General features: G+C 60.9%; 8 protein-coding genes. 2 read left to right on the forward strand and 6 right to left on the reverse strand.

The features are described 5' to 3' along the window. Positions 1 to 43: 43 nt before the first annotated feature. From AWB81_RS40060 to AWB81_RS48445, 3 genes are all read right to left on the reverse strand, one after another. A complete protein-coding gene (locus tag AWB81_RS40060) occupies positions 44 to 427 on the reverse strand; it encodes a hypothetical protein (RefSeq protein WP_087135540.1) in 384 nt (127 codons plus the stop codon). Between the two features lie 116 nt (positions 428 to 543). Beyond that, positions 544 to 1,005, reverse strand: a complete 462-nt coding sequence (locus AWB81_RS40065; protein WP_062643871.1) for an outer membrane lipoprotein — start codon at positions 1,003 to 1,005, stop codon at positions 544 to 546. Between the two features lie 105 nt (positions 1,006 to 1,110). After that, positions 1,111 to 1,245, reverse strand: coding sequence for a hypothetical protein (locus tag AWB81_RS48445; protein ID WP_268811802.1), 135 nt, complete (start codon positions 1,243 to 1,245; stop codon positions 1,111 to 1,113). A 397-nt stretch (positions 1,246 to 1,642) separates the two neighbouring features. On the opposite strand from AWB81_RS48445, the gene AWB81_RS48450 reads away from it, so the two are divergent. Beyond that, a complete protein-coding gene (locus AWB81_RS48450) occupies positions 1,643 to 1,774 on the forward strand; it encodes a hypothetical protein (protein ID WP_268811803.1) in 132 nt (43 codons plus the stop codon). A 402-nt stretch (positions 1,775 to 2,176) separates the two neighbouring features. Continuing rightward, positions 2,177 to 2,614: a response regulator gene (locus AWB81_RS40080; protein WP_159939017.1), complete on the forward strand. Its 438-nt coding sequence runs from the start codon at positions 2,177 to 2,179 to the stop codon at positions 2,612 to 2,614. 50 nt (positions 2,615 to 2,664) lie between these two features. On the opposite strand, the gene AWB81_RS40085 is transcribed toward AWB81_RS40080, so the two are convergent. The 3 genes from AWB81_RS40085 to AWB81_RS40095 all read right to left on the reverse strand — a co-directional run bounded on the left by AWB81_RS40085 (position 2,665) and on the right by AWB81_RS40095 (position 5,412). After that, the gene (locus AWB81_RS40085; RefSeq protein WP_062643877.1) at positions 2,665 to 3,732 is read right to left on the reverse strand and encodes a hypothetical protein; all 1,068 of its coding nucleotides are present in this window, start codon (positions 3,730 to 3,732) and stop codon (positions 2,665 to 2,667) included. A gap of 178 nt (positions 3,733 to 3,910) precedes the next feature. Next, on the reverse strand, positions 3,911 to 4,744 hold the full coding sequence (locus tag AWB81_RS40090; RefSeq protein WP_062643879.1) for a PRTRC system ThiF family protein: 834 nt from the start codon (positions 4,742 to 4,744) through the stop codon (positions 3,911 to 3,913). After that, positions 4,741 to 5,412, reverse strand: coding sequence for a PRTRC system protein A (locus AWB81_RS40095; protein ID WP_200822627.1), 672 nt, complete (start codon positions 5,410 to 5,412; stop codon positions 4,741 to 4,743). Before AWB81_RS40095 ends, AWB81_RS40090 begins: the two co-directional genes overlap by 4 nt. Between the last annotated feature and the right edge of the window lie 87 nt (positions 5,413 to 5,499).

Genomic DNA, 5,499 nt, shown 5'->3' on the forward strand with positions numbered 1-5,499 from the left:
ATCGTGGTGCCGGAGCTGTACTCGATTTTCACCTTCGCCAGCTTCATCGGCGACCTCCGCACTTCAGGTCGATGCCGCCAGCGACACGCAGCCCATCAAGCATTGCCTGATAGCCGCCCTGGGTTTCGAGTTGCTTCAGCGAAACGTGGTTTTCACCGCCGCCCGTGTGGTCCAAGCGACCGCGACGAGTTCTGAAACTCAGCGCGACGCCCGATCCACAATGCCGCTCGACCACGTCGACGAAAAGCGTCTCTGTGCGCAGCGACACCCGCACCGCCGAACTGCCGCGGCGCGGATCGGTGACGATTTCATGAGAGCTTGCGGCGAGCCGCAAATCCTGCGCGACGCGTCGTAGGATGCGCGATGCGTGACGCTCCAGGGCGGCCTTTGCGCCGGAGTTGGCGCTGTTACGGTCCGCGTAAAACACTCGGGGAAATTTCATGGTTGCCTCGGAAAAAGACGAGGCAGGTCCCTTGCGGGGAGCCTGCCCCGCAAGGGAATTACGCGGCATGCACCGCGAGCTAAAGGAAGTGGACTACCAGGTCAGTGGGTGATCCGGTAGCCGGACCCGCTGGAGACGAGATAAACCTGCTGGCCAGGCACGAACTGCTGATCGTCGACCTGCGTTACGACAACGGTTTGGCCGTTGGCGCGGCGCAGGAAAACTTCGACGCCGCTGTGTCGCGACATGACCGAACTGACGCGCTGTGCGATCAGCCCGGAGGCGGCGCCGGACAGCGCGCCGGCGATGTAGCGGCCGCTACCGTTGCCGATGACCTGCGAGCCGAGAAACGCGCCCGCTGCCGCGCTCACGATCGAAGCGATACCCGACGTGTCGGACGCGTTCTCGATCGTGATCGGGCGTACGCGCAGGATGGTTGCCTGCTCGAATTGCCCAGTGCGTTGGACGTCATAGCGCTGATACGTGTTTGGCGAACCGAAGTCGGCCGTAGCACAGCCCGTCAGAGCCGAAAGGAGAACGACGGCGAAGAGAAGCTTGAACATGGATTACCTCGACGAATGAAGCGGGCAATCCGTCCCGAGGGGCTGGCTTGCCCCATGGGAAAGAAAGAAGACGAACAACGAGAAATGCGAAGCTGCGCGCGAGCGTCAGTGGGTAACCGAGGCGATTGCGAGCGAAACAGACACGACGCCGACGAGAAACGACAGCATCTTCCAGGCTTCAGCATCCTGCTTGGCGTACCAGGCGAGGCTACTAAAAGCGTGCTTGAGCATAGGGAACATGGACAACTCCTGAAGAGAAGAGGAGCCGCCCCCAGATGGGAAGACTCCCACCGGGAAAAGAAAAAGGCGACCAAAAATGGTCGCCAGAGAATTGCCGTCATGGACGGCTGGAAAGAAGATGGTCCTCCAGCACGCTGGAGGGGTAGGTCGATGCGCAGAAGCGCGGGGAATGGAGCCAGTCTACGGAGACAGCCTCGCAGCGGGGATCAGAAAGCTCAGCGATTCGCTATGCCTTTCGCTTAAGACCGCAAAACGAACTGCCCTTGACCGGTGACGGTGACCGGCCAGAACGAAAAAAAAGAAAGCGATCGGATGCGCCAAAGCTGCTGCGGTACAGCGCCAAGCAATCGAAGCGGAAATTCCGCCGCACCTGCTCTTCACCTCTGGGTGGCCGACCGTGCGTCCAACGCTCGACGAAGCCCAGATCCTCGCGAACGTGCGTTCCCGCGGAGCGGCGCTGGTCGGCATCGACGTACTGTGCACGGAAGCCCAGTCGGTGCTCGCCCGGTACGATGAACTGCTGGCATGAAAGTCCAGCGCGACTTCTGACGACCCGTGCAGCCGCATCAGGCTTCCTTCATCTTCTAGGACAACCCGCGCAGCGCCCTTCCCAAATCGTGGGCTTCACTGAAGTACACTTCGTTGCGACACAATGACAGCGAAAGGACGCTGCACATGGATATGGACGAACCGTCGGAAGTTATTTCCGTCCGTCACGAAGACGGGGGCTGGGTCTGGTCGATTACCTCGCCGGACCAAACCGAACACAGCATGAAACTGCTCCGCCAGTCGGCGCGAGCGTTCCTCACGTACGAGGAAGCGCGTCGCGATGCGGAACTCGCTCTGGAACAGTTGCGCGAGGGTCACTGACAAGCAAATGGCTAGGTACGGGCATTGCGAAGCAATTAGAAAACGTCTGAGGTTCGCTACCGTGCCCGCCGCTTCATTGACACCACCGCTTTGGACCACCCGCGTATTTTCGCCGGTCAGACCGCCCGTTGGCGTTCTAATCGTAGACGACGACCATGACCTCGCGGACGCCCTGCAAGCCGTGCTGGAAGCCGAGGGATTCGAGGCCCGGACCGCCGACTGTCCTGCGTGTCTCGGGCTCATCCGCTTCTGGATTCCACACATCGTCGTCGCCGACATCGAGATGCCGATCCAAAATGGTTTTGCGCTTGCTCGCGCGATGAGACAAGTCGCGCATATGCGTCTGGTCCCCATCATCGCCCACACCTCACTCGCTGAAAAAGACGTCGCCCGAGAAGGCTTCGCATCCGGGATGGATGGCTACTGCAGCAAGAGCGACGGTCCGAGCTCGCTGTTGGCGCTGCTTCGTCGTGTCGCGCCGGTTTCCCTCGCCCCATAAAAAAAGCGCCACGCCCCGGGAAGTCCGGGAGCGTGGCGCTGGTCGAAAGATTAAGCGAGACAGAGCGAAAGCTGAGAGTCCGCATCGAAATAAGCAGGATCCGGAACCGCGCCGTGCGGCGTGGTAGGAACCTCCCAATGCGCCTGAGCGTCGCTAAAACCGCCGAGCCCGTACAGCAACTGGTCGGTGTCTTCCCGTTGAAGCAAGTCACCGAACGCAAAGCTGAATACGGCGGGCGCAGACTCCCCCTCGGCGACGATCCCGAGCTTCTGGACGACTTCATCTGCTTTGCGAACCCGCCATGTATCCTCGCCTTCAGGCGCGCGTGTCACGGTGATTCGAGTAGCCGCGGGCAATGTCGAGGCTTCGCGGACTGCGTCACGAAATGCTGGAATCGCCTTTTTTGCGAATCCGGGCGTTTCCATCTCGATCGGATAGACGACGTCCGTGATGAACGAGCCGATGGCGTTGTACTGCCAGCCAGCGTGCCGCCACGGCGCCCAACCGATCGCGACCAGCCGGTTTTCCCGATCGATCGAATGACACCGCACCTCAGGCATGCGATCTATCGCCGTCTTCGAGGCCGAAGGCACTGCAACGTCGATCTGCACGGTACCAGTGTCGTACTCCTTGAGTATCCGCCACACGCTGAGCGGTCCAGAATTGCCGTAGATGGAGAGCAGGAGTTCGATGTTCGCGTGCAGCGAGACCTCGAGATTGCCGGCCGCCAGCTCATCAGCTTGCGCCTCGAAACCGGACCGTATCAGCGACAACCGAACTTCCTCGAGCTGCGATTCTGGCACCGCCGAATACATCGATTTCGAGGATGAAAGCGTGATCCGTCGGTCCGGCAGCGTGAACGGCTTGGCAAGCTCGCGCTGCCAGGATGCGATGAAGTTCTCTGGCTTGATCGATCCAGCCTTGCTTCTGAGCATGCCGCCTTCGCAACTCGCCGCGTGCGAAAACAGCCTACGCATGACAGCCGCGTAATTGCCGAGCGCGATCGCCGACCAATGATCCTGGTGCGGATAGACGTTCGACTCGTATCCACGCTCGAACAACGCGTAAATCCACTCGCCATCCGCCTTTTGAAAAGCGGCCGCACGTTTGCCCGTCAAAATAGATGAACCCATGTTTGCTCCAAGGTAAGACGCGGAGCAGCCCTCGCGGGGCTGTCCCGCAAGGGTGTAAGAAAAAAGCGGCCGTCGCCGACCGCGTGAAGCGCCAGCCGTCAGGCGAAGCGATGAATCGACGGAGCCTTCTCCGCCCGCGTCAACCAGAACGCGGCCGAAACATCTAGGCAGCGGCCTTGGCCTTCCGCCCTGAACTCGCTTTTCTAATAGACGGCTTCGGGACTTCATATCCGAAGCGCGCCCAGGCAGCGGGGTCCAACGGGATCGGATTCGTGCGCCCCGTTGCGAGGTTCACGAACACGCCCGAGAACGGCACCGCGCCGGTTCGAAACATCGTCCAAAGCATGTTGAACGCCTGGACCGCGATCGCCTGATTGATGACCAGCGACTGCTTGCGCAACGCCTCGGCCATCGAACAGGACGGCGTCTCGTCTTTCGCATCGAGCTTGGCGTCGAGCAAATCCGGGAACAACTCACCGACATGCGGCAAGCGTTCGGGGTTTTTCTTCGCGTAGCTCTTGTTGCAGACCTGCCCAATGACCACTTGGCCGCGGTCTGTGTCGTTGCCGCAGTCGAGGTAATAAACCCCGCTCGTTTCTGCCGCGCTGACAATCGCGCGCCGGGCGGCACGCGTATCGACACAGCCGATCACGAGATCCACGTTGTAGAGCGGCTCGCCTGCACCGAAGCGCCGGGTTTCCGCCCGCCAGTTCGTGCCCATCAGCGCGTTGAGCCGATTGACGATGAGCGAGGCTTTGTACTGACCCACGTCATTGGGATAGAAGCCTTGACGGCCGACGTTGGTCGGGCTGACCGTGTCGTCGTCAAACACCGTGCAGTCGATGCCGCCCGGGTGACCGAGCTCCAGCATCGCGTGATGCAGCCGCGCGAGGCTCGGGAGCACCGCACTGCCAGTGCCACCTGCGCCGACGACCACCACATTCCAGCTTCGCTCATGCATCTTGGAAGGAAGCAGATGACGGATAGGGCTTGTCATGCCGCCTCCTTCAGCTTGGCCGCCGCGTACCAACTGCTCGGCACGCGCTCGACGTCCTCGAAGATGCCCTTCGCACACAGCCGCATTGCCATGCTAGGAACCGATGTTGCGCAGTTCCCGACGACGAACGCGAACTTTGTCTCATGCCGGTCATCTTCGTCGTCTGTTGAAGAGAAGAAGGCTGGATGAGCACCATGCGAATGACAGTCGATCACGCGGAGTTCGTCTGCGCGGAGCTCCGGCCGCTCATACTTCAGCGAACCGGTGCCTTGCGACAGTACCCTCACGGGCGCGAGACGAAACTGCTTGGTCTCGGCGTTCCAGACGATCCAAGCACCCGTTTCAAGCGGATGCGCGGCACGTGCCATTGCCACGAAGTCGCCGATCAGTTCCGGCGGCACCGCGCCACAGCGCAGCACCGTCGATTCGACCACTCGCCCGTAGGGGATCGCAGTCGGAACCGTATAGTGCGCGACGCGGCGAACGACCGACAGCCACGGCAGATTGATTTCGATAAAGACACCGTTCTCGCCGATCAACAACCGCTCACCTGCCGCCTGCATGGGCGCTACCGGCTCGCGCCGGGGAGCCATGACGGTCGGAAACGAGCGTTGAAGCGCAGCGTCGCCAGCATTCAAGCCACCGGCATTCAAAACACCAGCATTCATTTCATATCTCCTTTTTTGCCGGCGATCAGATCAGCGACGGTAATGTCCATAGAGATGAGCGCCTCTTTCGGGAACTGCTCGCCGTAC

The sequence above is a fragment of the Caballeronia arationis genome (genome assembly GCF_001544975.2).
Taxonomy (GTDB): domain Bacteria; phylum Pseudomonadota; class Gammaproteobacteria; order Burkholderiales; family Burkholderiaceae; genus Caballeronia; species Caballeronia arationis.